The sequence below is a fragment of the Campylobacter concisus UNSWCS genome (assembly GCF_000466685.1).
Lineage (GTDB): Bacteria > Campylobacterota > Campylobacteria > Campylobacterales > Campylobacteraceae > Campylobacter_A > Campylobacter_A concisus_A.
The window spans coordinates 1-16,163 of record NZ_ANNG01000007.1; the positions used below are offsets into that span (position 1 = coordinate 1).

Below are 16,163 nucleotides of genomic sequence, written 5' to 3' on the forward strand. Positions count from 1 at the left end.
CCCTAAACTGCAACGCTCTAATAAATCCGCCAATTCCACATCGGCTACGGCGTCTATACTTATTCTCATTTTTTTATCCTTTTAAATCACGCTATATTTTCGTAAAATTTCCACGCTGGCAAGCTCAAAGTTTGCACTGCCTCTATCTTGTCGCCATCTTTTTTTGCATAGCCCCACCACTCGTCATGTTCTTTGCAATATTTGTAAAGCTCTAGTAGTTCAAGATATGCTTTGCGACCTTGCTCTATTGCTGCTGCATCAAGTTCGTAAAAACCTACAAAATAAGGGGCTTTTGTTTCAACGGCGATAAATAAGAAATAATTTACTTCTTTGCCTAGGCTCCTTAAAATATCGCTGTAAAACGCTGCTTGTATGTGGTAATTAAAACTAGCTACCGATCTAGCAAAGCCGACAGCCGAAGCGTCAGAAGTTGTTTTTAGATCAATTACTGCACCCAGTTTCTCATTATAAAAATCAGGGCGACATTTAACCGCAACGCCATTTATCTCACTAAAATAGCTTTGCTCTGCTAGTCCGTCTTTTAAAAATATAGCTGTTTCACGCATAGAATTAACCGAGTTTGCTATTTCTACGGCTGAGCCAAAAGTATCAATATCAAGCGAGGTTTTATCGCCTAAATTTTCTAAAAAATCGTTGTAGATCGCTTTGCCCTCTTTGGTGCGTTTGTCAACGTCAGGCTCCACGCAAAACTCATTTGAAAAATCTTTTGGCTCTAACACTAGCTTATGCACCGCAGAGCCTAGAAGCAAAGCTTTTGTAGGCTCACTCCTAAGCTCGTTTTTTATTTTTAGGTGCAATGGGCTACGTGCTAGTAGGTCGAGGTCGCTCTTTGATATTTCAGGGCGTGCGTGGTATTCTTTATTTGTTAGCATTGTTAAGTCCTTTTATAATTTCTAAAAACTCGCCTATTGTCATATTTGGCTTGCCGTAGAACTCAACAAGCCTCATCAGAATATAAGAGCGCATCTTTTTCAGCCTCCTCTCGTAGTTTTTTAAGCGTTTGTTTGTAGGTAGTTGTATAGCTTAAGACTGCCTCGTTACTCATTTCAGCTTCAACGCATAGCATATAGACAAGCGCTGCATAGGCGAAAAAGTCTTTTTTGCAATGCTCGATTAAAAGATCAACTATTTCACCGCTGTTTTCGCCAAGGGCGTTTTTAAAGGTGTAGCGGTGGAGGTTATATACATATTTGATGTCGGTTATTAAATAGTCAAACTTTTGATTTAAATTTATGTGTGCCACGTCGCTTTCGGCACGTGCTAGGTCGTAGTTTAAACTCATTTTTAACTCCTTTTGATATTTAGATAGGCGATATTCTTTATCTCGCCACCATTGCTGAAAAGCACCCTAAAAAACTTAATTAGCGTTTTCATTTTTGTAGCTCCTTGTATCTCTTTGGCACTTTTGGCAGATATGCAGCGCGGTATATATGTCCTAAGCCTGCACTTTGCCCTAGCTCTCTTTGCTCGTAACGCTCTTTCATCTCGCAAAGTCCAGCATCAACTAAGTCAGCGTGAAGATTGTCAGTTTTGACTTTCACATCAAACGCAGCGTCACCTAAACGCTCATTTATCCTTGCTCTTTGTGAGCGAGTGACATCTTTAAAGCTTACGTTGGCGTATTTGGTGCTTAATTTCTCGTAGTCTTTTTTAGCTTTGATAAGTGCTTTTAAGCTCTCTAAAGCTTGCTCTAGGTCGTTAATATTTTGCATGACTGCTCCTTTTTCTAATAGAAACCTTGCTCGCCACCGCCGACTGAAAGACGTTAAAAATTAAATTAGATTGCAAAAGCAACTTTTAAAGAAAATTTTTTATATGAAAAATGTTAGCAGGCTTTCGCCTGCTCCAAGCAAGCAAGGCTTTTATTAGAAAAAGTGGTGTTTTTCGTTTTATTAATAACCCTGTGAAAAACTATCCTAAATCAGGGCTGGTGCTGAGTGATAGCTTTTCGCCCTATCACTGACGCTTCAGATTGAAACGTGATTAACCTGCAACTCGCAGGAGGCTCACTCTGTCAGCTTTCGCTTGAAGCCTATCTACTTTTTGTTTCGATGAAATAATATTACCAAAGGTTATATTAAAGATAACTTAATGTTATTTAAAATATTACTTAAAGTTATGTAATTTTAAAAATAGGCTGGGGTATAAAAACGATCATTAGCTAGCACGTGCTATTTAGTAAAATTTTTTATATCGTTTATGGTATGATCATGAGTAAAATAAGATAGAAGAAGAGCTAAGGACTACCAATGCAGACATTAACCATACGAGCAGATGAAGCACTAATAAGCCAAATAGTAGCAATAAGCAAGGCTCTAGCTAATACGACTAATCAAAAGCTAATTATCGATGATGGTTACGCAGACGAGCTAAACGCACGAGCCGATGAAGCACTACAAGGCAAAGGGCTAATAGATGAAGCCAGAGCACGCAAAAACCTAGAGGTTATCAAAGCCGAGATATTATCAGACGTTGAAGCTATCAGACGCGGGGAGTTTGAAACGATAAGCCACGACGAGCTAAAAGCGCGGATTATGCAATGGTAATAGAATACAAGCCTAAATTTGAGCGCGAGCTAAAGATAATATTTGACTTCATAGCCAAAGACAGCCTAAGCAGGGCGCGAGAATTTAGAAACGAACTTATCGCAAAGATAGAACGCACAGCACAGACGCCTTTTATTTGCCGCAAGTCCATTAATTTTAACGATGAGAGTATTCGCGACTTGATTTTTAAAAGTTATGTAATACCTTACTTGATAGATGATGAGGTTATTTATGTGCTAGGCATTTACAAGGCTAACGAGTGGCAAGCATCCTAAATGGTGTTGCCGTCAGATATTTTTATGACTTTGGCTGAAAAGGCAAAGAGGGATAGCGGTAAGCATAAAATAAGTGCTAAAATTTTTGTTCTCATTGTTTTAAGTGGTTGCTATGCAAGAAAAATTATAAAACGAAAGTTTCTTTTATGGAATAATTATTAAGAAGGTCTTTTTCTATTATATTTTTTTGTTCTAAAATGTTAATACCTTCTATTATTTCTTCTTTTTTAAAAATGCTAATATCTTCTTTTGGGTATTTAAAAAACAAATCTATAATATCTTTCTCGGACAAATACTGGGCTTTTTGTAGAATATGTGTTATTGTGGCAATAATTTCTATTTTTTTATTTGCATCTTTTTTACCATAGGCTTTTACAAGATAAATATATAAATGACACGATTTTTTTAAAAATGGGGCATAAAAATAACTCTGTTCTTCTATCTTTTTACTTAACATTTTCTTATATAAAAAATTAAGAGCAGAAGATGCCTCTTCTTTATCTTCGCTGCTAAAATTGTAAAAATTCAAAAATTCATTAACTTCTCTTAAAACTATTTCTATCGGATGAGAATATGGACCGTGTTTATATTCAATAAAATTAAAAAAATTACTTTTAGCAAAAACCATAGTGAAGAATAAAGCCTTTTGAATGGCAAGTGGGTGAGCCGTCCCTAAATTTTTAATACATGCCAATACCAACAAATGAGAAATAGTTGTTTTAGGTACAGATTTTACAGGTGGTAAAAACCCTTGTGCTGGTTCATATATTAATATATCTATTTTATCCTGTATGTCTTTTAATCTATTTTCTATTATGGGTTTAACAATACTCCAACTTAAACCACCATTGCCACAACCTAAGGGTGGAATAGCTATAGAAGCAATTTTGTGCTTTTGAATAATGTCTTTTAATGATGCAAGCCCACTCTCTATGTATTCTATTTTTGTTTTTTCTCGCCATTTGTCTTTTGTAGGAAAGTTAATTATGATTTTTTCATCTTCTTTAAATGGGAAAAGTTTGCCTATGCTAATTTCCTTGTTTTTACACGCCTTAATATAGGCTTCATTGTTTTTAGGAAATTGTCTTTTGAATTGATATGCAATCCCTTTGCCCATAAAGCCATCAAGATTAACAGTATTTACAAGAGCCTCTTTATCAGAAGCTAGCAAATTACCAGTCGTGTAATTAATCATTTTAAATAAACCATTTCTCGTTTTGATTTAAATGACATTTTAGCGAAAATTGTTTAATAAGTTGGTCAATAAGGTTATAATCCTCTTTTGTTTTTACTACTATGCTGTTAAAATTTTCACTTGGGACCACCCCTTTATGCAATGCTTCGCACATACAAGCTCTTTTGCATTCTTGGTCAAGATAATCTCGTTTTGCCACAAGGTCCCAATCTATTGCATCAAAGCCATGAGAATATGGCATAGTTTCTAAAGTATGATTTGCTTCACTTAGTGGGTGTTTTGGGATTATAACCCCATTGTTGGTTTTTAAAAATTCTCTTGTTATGGTAATGTAAACAAATTTAATATCTGGGTGATCCCTAAACTGCCTGCCATCATAAGGATTTTTTACAAAAAAATGAAAAGGAACATATTCGTCTAAAGATTGCTCCTTTCTCCTAGAAAGAATTTCGCTATTAGCGGTATCTTTAAATGTTTCACTCCTCTTTGTTAATTCGCTTCTTGGCAACAGACCTTTTTCGATAATGTTTTTAATATTGTCCATTGTAGTTAAATGATACAATAATTTGCCTTCTTTTGGGTTGCTACGTGTTTCCACTATTGTCTCCTAATTATGTTATCTAAAACTATACGCCTATATAAAAACACCCTTACTTTATCCCATAATCCTCAAACGTTAGACCTTTATATACTTCGCAATGGACTTTACCGCAGACTTTACCAAGTATCTCACACTCGTAGCCCTCTTTATGTGGGTATATATCGCTATATTTTGGGTTTAGACTGATTAGCTTTATCTTATTCTGTGGCAAAAACTCAACTCTTTTTATATAAACGACATCGTCCATCCTAACGATATAAACGCCAGCTATACGCACGAAATTATCTCTGCCTGCTACCATATCAGCAATAGCCCAGTCGCCCTCGTAAAAATCAGGCTCCATGCTATCGCCTACTACTTCAAAGATACGTAAATTTTTAGTATCAAGCCCTTTTAGAAAAGCCCTATCAACTGCGATCTTTCGCTCGTCTTTTTGAAGCATTTCAAGATCATAAACGCCCTCGCTACCTGCACCTATACGCATTTCGGATTTTGGGATAAATAACATATTTTCTTGAGGTTTAGAAAAAAAGGTTTTGTTTTACAACTTCATTTACGTCTAATTTTAACACTTTAGCTACGCCTATCATATTTTTTAAGTCAGGCACAATAGGCTCTTTCATGAACCATTTTTTAACAGCCGATTCTGTGATAGGGTAGCCTGCATTTGTCATGTCTATTGCTAGATCGGCGTATCTAATCTTTTTTTCTTTCATTTTCTCTTTTAAAAAATCAGTGTTTAGCAGAAAATCCATGTTTAATCTTTAACACATACTTTATATCATATTCGCTTAGAATTTATTGCATAGCAACCAACAACACGCCCTAAAATTTCGACGTTTAACTCTTCCTCGATAATTATTGGCTCGTAGTCTTTATTGTCGCTTATTAGTGCTAGCATTGGACGTTTTTTTATTCTTTTTATAAAAATTTCGTTTTCATATTTGCAAACATAAATAGCGCCCTCTATTTGGTTTATATCATCACAAAAAACAACCAAGTCGCTTTCTTTAATAGTCGGCTCCATTGAGTTGCCAAAGCAAGGGACAATGCCTAACTTTGCGTGAGGGCTAACGTTAAACATAATTTTTAAATCGTTTGGGTTAAAAGGCAGCAATTCAGGTTCGCCAAAATCGTCATTTTCAGCGCCACGACCTGCAGAAACTACGCCATCTTTATAAAAAGGGATATACACAGTTTTGGCACTATTAGAAGAGATATTATCTGTATATTTATGAGCTTCTGTCGGTTTTTCTATGGTATCGTCTAGCCAATAAGCGATCGGATAGCCTGAAAATTTAGCTAATGGCAATAAATGTTTTTTTGTCCTCTTTTCTCCGGCTAACCACTGGCTAACTAAAGGCTGTGAAATGCCTAAAATATCGGCAAATTGTATAGTATTTATACCTTTTTCTTTTAGTAAATCTGACAATTTATCTTTAAATTCTTTCATTTTCTACCCCTTCGAAAGATATAACTTTGCGTAATATTTTATAACTAAAATCATTAAAAATCAAATAACCTTAAGTTATATTTTATATAACAGATAGTAATATAAGGTTATGAAACAGACAGAATATAGAAAAAAGATTAGAAAATGGCTTGGTAAATTTTACAAGTCGGCTGGGACTTGCAATACATACGCGTGTGGATCAAACAACAAAAACCTAATGGAGATGTGAGATACGCAGCTTTGCAAGAGTTGGGACACCCCTTTTATGCTTGGGGCGACAAGCTAAATGCATATATTTTAGAGGCAGAAAAGCAGGAGAAAAATAAAAATGGTAGCGAATAACAGCCTAGAGGCATACAAAAAACTAAAACCAGAGCTAAGCGGCAAACGTAGAGCCGTATATGAAATGTTTTGCCAGCACAAAGAGGGTGCGACAAGGCAAGAAATTTCACGCCGATATAACATAGCAATAAACAGCGTCTGCGGACGTGTCAATGAGCTAATAGCGCGTGGCTTTTTAGTTGAGATCGGATCAAAAAAAGACGTGATAAGTGGGTGCAGCACGTCAATACTAAAGCCCACCGAAAGGATAGCGTAATGAATATTCCATTATATCTTTTAGTGACTCTTTGTGTTATGGCGATACTTGACACATTTATTGAAATTTGGAAAGGGCTAAGATGAGTAAAGCGTATTATTGGCTAAAGCTAAAAAAAGATTTTTTCGACGATCCTAAAATTTTAAAAATAAGGAGCGTAGCTGGTGGAGATACTTACACCTGCATCTATCTTAAGCTTTTATTAAAAAGCCTAGATAATGACGGTGTTATATTTTTTGATGGTATAGAGCCGACGATAGAAGCCGAGATCGCACTAAAAATAAGGGAGCAAGAGATAAATGTCAAAGCCGCTATGGCCATTTTTGAGAGTTTGGGATTATTACAAAAAGGCGAAGGCGAAGATGTGAGACTTCCCGAAGCGGCAAGCCTAAGTGGCAAAGAATGCGACAGCGCAAAGAGAGTTAGGGAATTTAGAGCTAGACAAAAAGAGGTTAAAGCGTTACATTGTAACGGCGCAGTAACGAGCGGTAACGAAAACGTAACCCTAGAGTTAGAGAAAGAGTTAGAGACAGAGACAGAGACAGAAGAAGCTAACGCTTCTACGTGCGTGCGAGGGCGAGAAAAAACCAGCTAAACGTTTTCAAAAACCAACGCTAGATGAATTAATCACCTACAAGCAAAAAGCAAATTTAGCCCTAGTCGATTGTGAAGCCTTTTTTGACTTCTACGAAAGCAAAGGCTGGGTAGTTGGCAAAAATCCGATGAAAGACTGGCAAGCCGCTATGAGAAACTGGGATCGCACAGAAAGAGAACGAGGGGGCAAGTGTAAAAACACACCAGCTAATACCAGCATAGCCGTAAGAGAAACAATGGTGGCAGGCGAAATGGACGACGCATACTTTGAGAGAGTGGCGAATGAAATAATCAGCGGAGAAAGGAAAATGGCGCTATGAGTGAGAGAGAACAAATCATTTGCGAACTATATGGCGATAGCAAGGGATTTTTAACACCTGCGAGGCTAGCAAAATATTCTTTGCTTTTAAAAAACGTGGCTACGAACGAGCTAATTAATTTTTCAGTCTTTGCTGAAAAGTATCGCAAAGAATATCAAAACACAGACGCCTTACTTTTTCGTGCAACTATGGAGTGGAGCAAGATCGTGTTTTTAAAAATGCGAGAAAAGGGGCTTAGATTTTTTAACGATGTAGATACCTTGGCGGCGTTTTGCAAAGAAATTTACAGAGGCACAAGGCTTTGCAATGGTGGAACTGGTAGTGGCTTTTTAGAAAGCACAATAATTTCAGTTGATGCAAACGGCGTTTTAAGAAACGAGTGCGTATTAGAAAACGGCGTATTTCAACGCCTAACAAGCGACGAAGAAACACACTTGTTTGAATATCTACTAGAGCACCAAGAAAAAATAGGCGTAGTGCAAATCAAGACAAGAGAAAGTGAAGTAAAACAAGCCCAGCTAGCGGTGAATAACGTAAATTTGCTCCCAGCTGACCCAGATGCACCGATAGAAATGAGCGATGAGGCAAGAGCAAGGCTAAGACTTGGGTTATCTGCCCTTGCGGCAAATATGGCAAAGAGAGCGTGAGATGAAAATTTTAAACCTTTTCGCAGGACTTGGTGGTAACCGCAAGTATTGGGACGAAGTAGCAAGAGAAAAAGGCATAAACATAGAAGTAACAGCCGTTGAGTTTGACCCTGAAGTAGCGAAGGCTTATGCAAAACGCTATCCAAACGACAATGTGATAGTAGGCGACGCTTGGGACTACGCTGCTAAAAATTATTTAGATTTTGATTTTATATGGGCGTCTCCACCTTGTCAAAGTCACAGCAGGCTAAATTTTTGTAATAACTCACGCAATGAGACAACGAGAGTTTTGCCAGATTTTAGACTTTATGAGCTTATATCGTATCTTAAGACGTTTTGCAAAAAAGCTTTTGTGGTTGAAAATGTAGTGCCGTATTATGATCCACTCATAAAGCCGACCGCTGAGATAGGTAGGCATTATTTTTGGAGCAGTTTTGCGCTTGATGAGATAAATACTCCAGCTTTTAGAGTGATAAAACACGTAAAAAATGCGGATTTTAAAGATTTTAGCTTAGACGAGTTTAAGATAAAAAACAAACGCCAAGCCATAAGAAACGAAGTTGATTATGAGATAGGCAAAAAGATATTTGAGCGTTATTTGGAGAGCAGATGAAAGCCGTATATATCACGATAACCGAAAGCGGAGCGAGCATAATCGCAAAAGTAGCAGACGAGAACAAAAAGATACTTGATAGCTTTGAGATAAGCCGTAAGGACGCAAGCGGAGTGCTTGAAATAATGAGAAAGTGGAACGAGAAGCATAAGGGCGAGGAAACAAGGGCGCTGTTTTGATGATACCAAAATACGAAAACACCCTAGCGTATGCGAAAGCGACGGGGCAAGTACCGCTAGAGGATCACGAGATGATGTATTTTGCCGACTGGCTACGGGTAAATAAAATCCCCTTTACACACGTAGCAAACGAAAGAGTAGCCAGTGTGCAATACAAAAAGAAACTAAAAGCCATGGGTACAAGTGCAGGTTTCCCCGATATGCTCGTATTTTTGCCGAGCAAGATCGTATTTGTCGAGATGAAGCGCGCAAAAAAGAGCCTAAGCAGGGTATCGGACGAGCAAGAGGATTGGGTAGATACTATCAACTGCTACGGATATGCAAATGCGAAAGTTTGCTACGGCTCGGGCGAGGCGATAGATTTTATCAAGAGTGAGCTAGGGAGAACGCGCTGATTGAAATACGATACCGATAGATTTTATAAAATTTCGGCATTTTTCGATGATAACTTCTGTTTTATGTCACGTGTGATTGAGATTATAATAGGTATAGATAGGAAACGGGTGGATAAGGATTTGTCGTTTGGGCGGTATAAGCCCGAATATCTTGACGCATTAGAGGGTGTGCGTGCGGATTTTAAGGCCGATCCGATGAAACCATATAAAGAAGCTGTATTAACTACAATCCCTAAAACGGACGTTATCTTTAGCCGCGACGACTTTGCAAACATCGAAGCGTATAGCGTATTTGAGAGATCATACGATAAGACGGGCAAGGCGAAGCGAGAAAAGGTGAAAAGTAAAACTAAACGCCCGCGTAGGGTTAAAAAAGAACAACTAGAGTTTAAATTTTAAGGGGAGCAGGTGGCGTATAGTATAGAAAAGTGGGAGCGCGCTAAAGCATATTTTGAAAGCGGGCAATACACCCTATCGCAGATAAATCAAAAGACGGGCATAAGTATAAGCAAGATAAGCGAGCGAGCAAAAAAAGGAAAATGGGAAAAGGCAAGAACGCCGACTACATCGAAGCTAAAAAGACGATTGCAGAAAAAAAGGGAAAGAAAGGGAAAATATTATCTCTGTTTTAGATGAAATAGCCGACGAAAAAACAAAACACCTGCTCTATTTCCAAAACTCCGCCATTAAAAATCAGCAAAAGGCGAACGAGCTTTTAGAATTTGCCGAGGACTTATCCGACCTTGACGCCCACAGTAGAATAACGGCGCGCAATAAAGAAACCGTATTAGGCAAAGAGCCGACGGCGCAGATAACCAACACCAACGCACAACAAAACAATACGCAAATAATCATAAGCAAAGATGAGTAAACTAGAGGTCAAGCTACTACCGCATCAATACGAGCTACTAGCCGACACAAGCACGAAAATTATAGGTTTAGTGAGCGGTTACGGCGCGGGCAAAACCTACGCAGCGGTTAGAAAGGCCTTGCAGCTAGCGTTTTTAAACCCGGGTTGCGCGGGTGTGATAACCGAGCCTACGTATCCGCTCTTGCGCGATATACTATTCGGCGATCTTGAAAACGCGCTCGTCGAATGGCGCGTGCCGTATAAATTTAATAAATCAAGCGCGGTATTTACTCTGGACGTAAACGGTGCCAAAACGCCTATTTTATGCCGCAGTATGGAAAACTGGGAGCGACTTATCGGCATAAACGCCGCTTGGATAATATGCGACGAGTTTGATACGTCAAAAACCGAGATCGCACTAAAAGCTTACGAGAAGCTACTGGGGCGTTTAAGAGCCGGCAATACTAGGCAATTTATCATCACGACGACGCCTGAGGGTTTCCGCGCCACGTATCAAATTTTCATAGAAAAAGGCGGCGAGGCTAAACGGCTAATCAAAGCAAAAACCGTCGATAATAAATATCTGCCGCCCGATTTTATTGACACGTTAAAAGAGCAATACCCCGAGAATTTGCTTAAGGCGTATTTAGAGGGCGAATTCGTAAACCTAACTAGCGGCACGGTGTATAGCTATTTTAGCCGCGATACACACGCAAGCACGGAAACTATCAAAGAGGGCGAAACACTACACATAGGCGCGGATTTTAACGTAGGCGGCTGCATAAACATAGTCTGCGTAGAGCGAGCAGACAAAAAGGGCAATGTCACTACGCATGCTGTCGATGAGGTTATCAGCTACGACACCTACGCTATGGCGCAGACACTAAAAGATAGGTATAAAGGGCATAAAATCATCATTTATCCGGACGCGAGCGGGCAGAATAGAAAAACTAGCGCGAGCGAAACGGACGCGCAAATTTTAAGAGGTGCGGGGCATTTAGTATTCGTAAATCACTCAAATCCGAGTATTAAAGACCGCGTAAATTGCGTAAATAACCTATTTGACAAACGCTGCTTGCTCGTCAATGTCTCAAAATGCCCAAATTTGACAAAGGCGCTTGAACAGCAAGCGTGGGACAATAAGACGCAGTTGCCCGAAAAAAGCGACGCTCACCCTGCAAACGATGACTACAACGACGCGCTAGGGTATCTAATCGCGTATAAATACCCGATAGTTGCGCGAGATTACCAAATCAAGGTAGTCGGCATTTAGTAGTAGAATGCAAAGAAAAAAGGCTTCTTATGGCGGTAAATGCAAAACATCCCGAATATTCTAAGAATTTAACCAAATGGCAGCTAATGCGCGATGCCTTAGTGGGCGAGGTGGCAAAAGAAAAATACGTGCCTAAACTAAGTGATCAAGAAGCGGAGGAATACAGCGCCTACGTAGGGCGAGCGGAGTTTTACAATGCGACGGCTAGAACGCAGGTCGCGCTAACGGGGCTACTGTTTGCTAAGCCGCCTAAAGTGGAGTTGCCCGAAGCGTTAAAAACCATAGCCGAAAATGTGAGCTTAGATGACGATACGCTAGAAGCTCTTGCTAAAAATATCGCCGACGAGTGTTTAAGTGTTGGGCGTTGCGGCGTGCTTGTGGATCTGCCTAATGTAGAAAAGGCGGATTATTCTAAGCTTGAAGCCGAGCGGTTAAATTTAAGAGCTTACGCCACGCTTTATAAGGCCGAAAATATCATCAACTGGAAAACCACGAAAATAAACGGCTCAAACGTTACATCGCTCGTAGTGCTTACTGAAACCTACGCCGAGCCGACGCAGGACGAGTTTGTGGATAAGATAAAAACGCGCTACCGAGTGCTTGATTTACACGAGGGCTACTACCGTCAAAGAGTATTTAGCGAAACCAAGGCGGGGAATTTTGAAGTAGTGAGCGAGATTTATCCCAGCGCGAACGGGCAAAAGCTTGGATATTTGCCCTTTACGTTTTTTAATGTGAACGACTTAAAAACGTCGGTAGAAAAGCCGCCTTTGCTTGATTTGGCTAAAGTTAATATTAGTCATTTTAGAAGCGAGGTCGATTTAGAGCACGGCACGCACTTTACGGCGCTACCTACGCCTTACGTTACGGGCTATCAAGGCGAGAGCAGCGAAAAGCTAAAAATAGGCTCTACCGCCGTTTGGGTCATAAACGACCCGAGCGCAAAGGTTGGCTTTTTAGAATTTAGCGGTGCCGGCTTAAACACGCTTGAAAACCGTATCGCGGTCAAAGAAAAGCGGATGTCGATTTTAGACGCGCGGCTTTTGCTTGACGAGAAAAAGACGGCCGAGGCTACCGAAACCTTGCAAATGCGAAAGAGCGGCGAAAATGCGGTATTAACTAGCGTAGCTTCTACGATTAGTGAGGGCATAGTATCGTTTTTAAAAGATATTGCCTTTTTTGAAAATATCGTGGGCGAGAATTTAATATACGAAATCAATACCGACTATAACCTAACGATGATCGAACCGCAGCTATTAGCGCAAATCATAGCCGGCATCCAAAGCAGGGATATTCCTAACGAAGTGCTTTACGACGCGCTCTTAAAAGGCGAGCTAATGCCTAAAACTATACAAAGTTACGAGGACTATCAAGCCAAACTAGAACAAGCTGCGCCGCAGGTAACGCCGAGCGATGAAGCCGTTTAATCAACTTATAGCCGAGCTTGAAGTAGCGCGCTCTCTTTTGCACGAGCGCATAAAAAACGGGCTAAGTAAAAAAGTAGCTAAATTTTACGACGATATGATTGCGGATTTGCAAGCGCAAATTTTAAAAAAGAAAAACGTAACGAATAATTTAGCCCAAACGATAAGCGACCTCAAACAAAGCCTAAAAACGCCCGATTTGCGTAAAGATTTTTTAATGCTAGCGCAAAACGAGCAAGACCATCTACTAGACTACAACGAACTAGCGGGGTTTAATCTGTTTTCTAGCGTATTGCCAGAGAGCAGCATCGAGCGGCTAGTAGATAGCGCGCAATTAGAGGGCGCGACCGTCAAAGCGTGGAATAACGGCTTAAACGCCGATCAGAAAAAGCGATTAGAGCGCGAGCTGAAAATAGGCGTGAGCCTAGGCGAAACTACGCCGATGTTAGCCCAAAGGATAGCACAGGCTTTACAAAAAAGTAAACGCGACGCGACGTCGATAGCATTAACCGGAGCGGGCGCGATAGTAAGCGAAATTCGCCAAGCCTTTTTTGAAGCAAACGACGACGTCATAAAATGCTACAAATACCAAGCCACGCTAGATACTCGCACGTCAGAACTGTGCAGAGCCTACGATGGCCTAATGTGGGATAAAGACTACAAGCCTATCGGGCACGACTTCCCGTTTCGCAAACCGCGCGTAAATACTCATTTTAATTGCCGCAGCGTCATAATACCCGTAACTAAAAGCTGGGACGAGCTAGGCATCGAGGGTATGGATAGCGCAAGCGACCGCACGAGGTCGTCTATGAACGGCTACGTGCCGCAGGATATGACGTTTAACGACTGGCTAAAAACTCAAAGCCCCGAAACGATAGAAAAGACGCTAGGCAAGGGCAGAGCCGAGCTATTTATGCAGGGCAAGATCACTATGCGAGATTTGATAACGCAGCAGGGGCGGAGTGTAAATTTAAGCGACTTAAGCAGTTTAAGCGCTAGGACTAGAGCGAGCAATAAATTAAAAGCTATGTTTGCGGACGTAGACTTCACAAAAGCCGGGTACAGACAGCCGTTAAAAGAGCCTCTAACCCTAGCCACGCTAAGCCCGAGAACGATAAGCAAACTAAAGGCGCAAGGCATAGAAACAGACGGGAAACTCAAGGTAGCAACACAAAGAGAGCTACTGCACGGAATGAGGCTAAAAAAGATAAAGGACGGCAATGCGTTAAGCGCGGAGCAGTTTTTTGATATGCCGTTAAATTTGACCGAGGATAATTTATATTACGGCAAGGACGAAATGGGCAATGATACGATAAATTTCTTTTGGGAAAGCGATAACGAGTTGTGTTATGCGTATTTTAAGGATAAGGGGATATTGCAAACCTACGGAAAAACTAAAGTGCAGACGATAAAAAGATACAAAGCGATAAAAGGGAGTTGAACCCAATCATAACGAGGCTTACGCCTCCTCCTCTGACCCACTGAGGCATTATCGCTTTAGTATTGTCATTATACCATATTTTTTACCAAACCAACCCCATTTAAAATTTAAGTTACTATTCTATCAAAGGCCGTGCCTTAATTTAACTCTCGTGGAGGATAGGATGGATATTGAGGAGCTAAAAAAGCAAGTCGGTGATTTGCAAGCAGAAAAAGAAGCAATGAGCGCTAAAAACAAAGAGCTTTTAAGTGAGGTAAAAAAGCTAAAAGCTAAAAATAGCGACGCGGTGAAAGCTGAGAAATACGCCGAGCTTGAAGCTAAATACGACGAGCTAAAAGCAGAGAACGATAAGCTCGCTAAAAAATACGATACCGATACGAAAAAGCTAAACGCCGATCTAGCTAACGCTAACGGCTCGCTAAATAAGTATCTAATCGACGCGGGGCTGAGCGACAATCTCGCAAAAGCCGGCGTAAAAGCGGAGTTTCTGGAAGCGGCCAAAGCTCTTTTGCGCGGCAATGCTAGCTTAAAAGACGACAAGGGTGAACTAAAGGCGTATATTGCGGATAAGCCTATAAGCGAGTTTGTGAGCGAGTGGGCGCAAAAAGACGGTAAAGCTTTTATAGCGGCGCCTCAAGGTCAAGGTGGAGGAGCGAGCGGAGGCGGCGGTAACGTAAATATCGGCGCTAAATGGGGCGGCACTCGCGAGGAGCGAATAGCCGCGATAAAAGAGAAATTTAACCTAAAGGAATGAAAATATGGCACTAAGCGATATGAAGGTATTTTCCGAATACCTAGCGGGCACGACGATCGAGACGCTAAGTCAAGACATAGAGAAATTTAACGCGGCTAGCGGCGGCACGATAATTCTAAACGCACAGGGCATAGACGGCGATTTTATGCAAGAGAGCTTTTTTAGAGGCATCCACTCCGCACAGCGCAGGGTAGATAGATACGCGGCCAATGCCGCGGCTACGGCTACAACCTTAAGACAAGAGCAAGATAATGCCGTAAAAGTAGCAGGTGGATTTGGCCCGGTAGTGTTTGAGCCGGGGCAGCTAACGTGGATAAAAAAAGACCCGTCCGTAGCTCTTGAAGTGATTTCAAGAAATATGAGCGAGGCGATGATAAGCGATATGTTAAATACGGCCATCTCCGCACTCGTAGGCGCTATCGGTAATAACGCGGGCGTAGTAAATGATGTAAGCGCAAGCGGCGGCATAAACCAAGCCAACCTAAACAACGCCTACGCCAAATTCGGCGACAGAAGCGCAGCGATAGTAGCCAACATAATGAGGGGCGCGGTATTTCATAAGTTAATCGGGCAAAATTTAGCAAACGCCGCACAGCTCTTTAAGGCTGAAAACGTGCTTGTCGTTGAGATTTTAGGGCGCCGCGTAGTAGTAACAGACGCGCCGGCTCTGTATAAAGCGGGAACGCCGAATAAAGACTACGTTTTGGCGCTAACGACTGGCGCTGCGATAGTAAGCGACGCAGGCGATCTAATCACGAATATTCAGACCAATAACGGCAAAGAGCGCATAGAAACGACTTATCAGGCTGATTATACATTCGGGTTGTCGCTCAAAGGCTATTCTTGGGACACGGCAAACGGCGGCAAAAGCCCGGATAACGCAAAACTAGGCACGGGCACGAACTGGGATAAGATCGCGGCTAGCGATAAAGATACCGCAGGCGTGCTACTAATAGGCGACGCGGCTAAAAACTAGGAGGCGGT

At 41.0% G+C, this 16,163-nt stretch carries 25 protein-coding genes; 17 read left to right on the forward strand and 8 right to left on the reverse strand.

Annotated elements, in window-relative coordinates; genetic code table 11:
* Positions 1 to 86: 86 nt before the first annotated feature.
* From UNSWCS_RS02215 to UNSWCS_RS02225, 3 genes are all read right to left on the reverse strand, one after another.
* A complete protein-coding gene (locus UNSWCS_RS02215; RefSeq protein WP_021087148.1) occupies positions 87 to 893 on the reverse strand; it encodes a PD-(D/E)XK nuclease-like domain-containing protein in 807 nt (268 codons plus the stop codon).
* A 62-nt stretch (positions 894 to 955) separates the two neighbouring features.
* Complete coding sequence (locus UNSWCS_RS02220; protein WP_021087154.1) at positions 956 to 1,303, reverse strand: hypothetical protein; 348 nt, start codon at positions 1,301 to 1,303, stop codon at positions 956 to 958.
* An 88-nt stretch (positions 1,304 to 1,391) separates the two neighbouring features.
* Positions 1,392 to 1,733 (reverse strand): hypothetical protein, encoded by a 342-nt coding sequence (locus UNSWCS_RS02225; protein WP_021087144.1) that lies wholly within the window; start codon positions 1,731 to 1,733, stop codon positions 1,392 to 1,394.
* A gap of 110 nt (positions 1,734 to 1,843) precedes the next feature.
* Here UNSWCS_RS02225 and UNSWCS_RS11930 point away from each other — a divergent pair, with 110 nt between their 5' ends.
* The 3 genes from UNSWCS_RS11930 to UNSWCS_RS02235 all read left to right on the forward strand — a co-directional run bounded on the left by UNSWCS_RS11930 (position 1,844) and on the right by UNSWCS_RS02235 (position 2,842).
* The gene (locus UNSWCS_RS11930) at positions 1,844 to 1,984 is read left to right on the forward strand and encodes a hypothetical protein (protein WP_162142140.1); all 141 of its coding nucleotides are present in this window, start codon (positions 1,844 to 1,846) and stop codon (positions 1,982 to 1,984) included.
* A 286-nt stretch (positions 1,985 to 2,270) separates the two neighbouring features.
* On the forward strand, positions 2,271 to 2,567 hold the full coding sequence (locus UNSWCS_RS02230; protein ID WP_021087186.1) for a hypothetical protein: 297 nt from the start codon (positions 2,271 to 2,273) through the stop codon (positions 2,565 to 2,567).
* Positions 2,561 to 2,842: a type II toxin-antitoxin system RelE/ParE family toxin gene (locus UNSWCS_RS02235; protein WP_021087149.1), complete on the forward strand. Its 282-nt coding sequence runs from the start codon at positions 2,561 to 2,563 to the stop codon at positions 2,840 to 2,842. Before UNSWCS_RS02230 ends, UNSWCS_RS02235 begins: the two co-directional genes overlap by 7 nt.
* A 124-nt stretch (positions 2,843 to 2,966) precedes the next feature.
* On the opposite strand, the gene UNSWCS_RS02240 is transcribed toward UNSWCS_RS02235, so the two are convergent.
* Genes UNSWCS_RS02240 through UNSWCS_RS02260 form a run of 5 tightly spaced genes read right to left on the reverse strand, consistent with a single transcriptional unit; the run spans position 2,967 to position 6,091 of the window.
* Positions 2,967 to 4,037, reverse strand: a complete 1,071-nt coding sequence (locus UNSWCS_RS02240) for a macro domain-containing protein (RefSeq protein ID WP_021087156.1) — start codon at positions 4,035 to 4,037, stop codon at positions 2,967 to 2,969.
* A 1-nt stretch (position 4,038) separates the two neighbouring features.
* Positions 4,039 to 4,635, reverse strand: a complete 597-nt coding sequence (locus tag UNSWCS_RS02245) for a DarT ssDNA thymidine ADP-ribosyltransferase family protein (protein WP_021087192.1) — start codon at positions 4,633 to 4,635, stop codon at positions 4,039 to 4,041.
* Between the two features lie 52 nt (positions 4,636 to 4,687).
* A complete protein-coding gene (locus tag UNSWCS_RS11460; protein ID WP_021087188.1) occupies positions 4,688 to 5,122 on the reverse strand; it encodes a helix-turn-helix transcriptional regulator in 435 nt (144 codons plus the stop codon).
* Between the two features lie 37 nt (positions 5,123 to 5,159).
* Complete coding sequence (locus UNSWCS_RS02255; RefSeq protein ID WP_021087166.1) at positions 5,160 to 5,393, reverse strand: XRE family transcriptional regulator; 234 nt, start codon at positions 5,391 to 5,393, stop codon at positions 5,160 to 5,162.
* Positions 5,394 to 5,419: 26 nt separating this feature from the next.
* Positions 5,420 to 6,091 (reverse strand): XRE family transcriptional regulator, encoded by a 672-nt coding sequence (locus UNSWCS_RS02260; protein WP_021087187.1) that lies wholly within the window; start codon positions 6,089 to 6,091, stop codon positions 5,420 to 5,422.
* 177 nt (positions 6,092 to 6,268) lie between these two features.
* Between UNSWCS_RS02260 and UNSWCS_RS11770 the strand changes: the two genes are divergently transcribed.
* The 14 genes from UNSWCS_RS11770 to UNSWCS_RS02330 all read left to right on the forward strand — a co-directional run bounded on the left by UNSWCS_RS11770 (position 6,269) and on the right by UNSWCS_RS02330 (position 16,155).
* Positions 6,269 to 6,433, forward strand: a complete 165-nt coding sequence (locus UNSWCS_RS11770; RefSeq protein ID WP_155242288.1) for a hypothetical protein — start codon at positions 6,269 to 6,271, stop codon at positions 6,431 to 6,433.
* A complete protein-coding gene (locus tag UNSWCS_RS02265; RefSeq protein ID WP_021087191.1) occupies positions 6,420 to 6,689 on the forward strand; it encodes a hypothetical protein in 270 nt (89 codons plus the stop codon). Before UNSWCS_RS11770 ends, UNSWCS_RS02265 begins: the two co-directional genes overlap by 14 nt.
* Positions 6,690 to 6,771: 82 nt before the next feature.
* Complete coding sequence (locus tag UNSWCS_RS02270) at positions 6,772 to 7,284, forward strand: phage replisome organizer N-terminal domain-containing protein (protein ID WP_021087142.1); 513 nt, start codon at positions 6,772 to 6,774, stop codon at positions 7,282 to 7,284.
* Between the two features lie 315 nt (positions 7,285 to 7,599).
* The gene (locus tag UNSWCS_RS02280; RefSeq protein WP_021087163.1) at positions 7,600 to 8,250 is read left to right on the forward strand and encodes a hypothetical protein; all 651 of its coding nucleotides are present in this window, start codon (positions 7,600 to 7,602) and stop codon (positions 8,248 to 8,250) included.
* A gap of 1 nt (position 8,251) precedes the next feature.
* On the forward strand, positions 8,252 to 8,863 hold the full coding sequence (locus UNSWCS_RS02285; RefSeq protein ID WP_021087181.1) for a DNA cytosine methyltransferase: 612 nt from the start codon (positions 8,252 to 8,254) through the stop codon (positions 8,861 to 8,863).
* Entirely contained in the window at positions 8,860 to 9,042 is a 183-nt protein-coding gene (locus UNSWCS_RS02290) for a hypothetical protein (RefSeq protein ID WP_021087155.1), read from the forward strand. The genes UNSWCS_RS02285 and UNSWCS_RS02290 overlap by 4 nt, the downstream gene beginning before the upstream one ends.
* Positions 9,042 to 9,437: a VRR-NUC domain-containing protein gene (locus UNSWCS_RS11465; protein ID WP_021087147.1), complete on the forward strand. Its 396-nt coding sequence runs from the start codon at positions 9,042 to 9,044 to the stop codon at positions 9,435 to 9,437. Before UNSWCS_RS02290 ends, UNSWCS_RS11465 begins: the two co-directional genes overlap by 1 nt.
* The gene (locus tag UNSWCS_RS02300) at positions 9,438 to 9,836 is read left to right on the forward strand and encodes a hypothetical protein (protein ID WP_051267819.1); all 399 of its coding nucleotides are present in this window, start codon (positions 9,438 to 9,440) and stop codon (positions 9,834 to 9,836) included.
* Positions 9,837 to 9,845: 9 nt separating this feature from the next.
* The gene (locus UNSWCS_RS11935) at positions 9,846 to 10,073 is read left to right on the forward strand and encodes a hypothetical protein (RefSeq protein ID WP_035143360.1); all 228 of its coding nucleotides are present in this window, start codon (positions 9,846 to 9,848) and stop codon (positions 10,071 to 10,073) included.
* Positions 10,074 to 10,300: 227 nt separating this feature from the next.
* Positions 10,301 to 11,560, forward strand: coding sequence for a phage terminase large subunit (locus UNSWCS_RS02310; RefSeq protein ID WP_051267820.1), 1,260 nt, complete (start codon positions 10,301 to 10,303; stop codon positions 11,558 to 11,560).
* 29 nt (positions 11,561 to 11,589) lie between these two features.
* Entirely contained in the window at positions 11,590 to 12,987 is a 1,398-nt protein-coding gene (locus UNSWCS_RS02315; protein WP_021087159.1) for a DUF4055 domain-containing protein, read from the forward strand.
* Entirely contained in the window at positions 12,974 to 14,425 is a 1,452-nt protein-coding gene (locus UNSWCS_RS02320) for a minor capsid protein (protein WP_021087141.1), read from the forward strand. Before UNSWCS_RS02315 ends, UNSWCS_RS02320 begins: the two co-directional genes overlap by 14 nt.
* A gap of 163 nt (positions 14,426 to 14,588) precedes the next feature.
* A complete protein-coding gene (locus tag UNSWCS_RS02325; protein WP_021087145.1) occupies positions 14,589 to 15,179 on the forward strand; it encodes a hypothetical protein in 591 nt (196 codons plus the stop codon).
* A 4-nt stretch (positions 15,180 to 15,183) separates the two neighbouring features.
* Positions 15,184 to 16,155: a major capsid protein gene (locus UNSWCS_RS02330; RefSeq protein WP_021087169.1), complete on the forward strand. Its 972-nt coding sequence runs from the start codon at positions 15,184 to 15,186 to the stop codon at positions 16,153 to 16,155.
* Positions 16,156 to 16,163 lie beyond the last annotated feature (8 nt).